The organism is Bradyrhizobium sp. 17 (genome assembly GCF_023073515.1).
GTDB classification, from domain to species: Bacteria; Pseudomonadota; Alphaproteobacteria; order Rhizobiales; family Xanthobacteraceae; genus Bradyrhizobium; species Bradyrhizobium canariense_D.
Genome location: NZ_JADPJQ010000011.1, coordinates 1 through 564 on the forward strand (window position 1 = coordinate 1; position 564 = coordinate 564).

1 pseudogene is annotated in these 564 nt (G+C 68.4%); it reads right to left on the minus strand.

The features are described 5' to 3' along the window. Positions 1 to 564, minus strand: a pseudogene (locus IVB13_RS01185) (hybrid sensor histidine kinase/response regulator); the annotation flags it as partial.

The window sequence follows — 564 nt, forward strand, 5'->3', positions numbered from 1 at the left end:
GCAGCTCGGCGGTGACGTTGGACAGCCGCTGCAACGGCACCTTGAACTCGGTGTCCTCGTTGCGGCGGGATATCTCCAACAGCTGGTTGCGGGTCAGCACCAGCTCCGAGACCATGGTCATCAGATGCTCCAGCGTATCCACGTTGACGCGGATCGACTGGTTGGCGATGCTGGCTCCCTCGGCGGCGCCCTCGTCGGCGATCGACTTCTTCGGCGCGGCCTTGTCCTTCGCCTTGGTCTCCTTCGCGGCTTCCTTGGCAACAGGCACCGGGGCTTCAGCGGCAGGCGGAGGCTCCGCCTTGACTTCGGCCCTGGCAACCGGGACCGGCACTTCGATCGCGGTCTCGCGGAAGGCACGCTCGAGCTCGTCGAGCGAGACTTCGCCCGGACGCAGCGGACGCTCCAGGCTCTGGTCGGCCAGCACGCCGGAGGTCGGCGCGGCTTCGACGGCGACAGGCGCGTCCGGCACCAGCGGCGGCGCTTCGGCAACGGCAGCAGCAGCAGCGCCGGCCGCCATGGCGGCCATGCCCTGCTCGACCATCGCTTCCAGCTTGTCGATGAGAT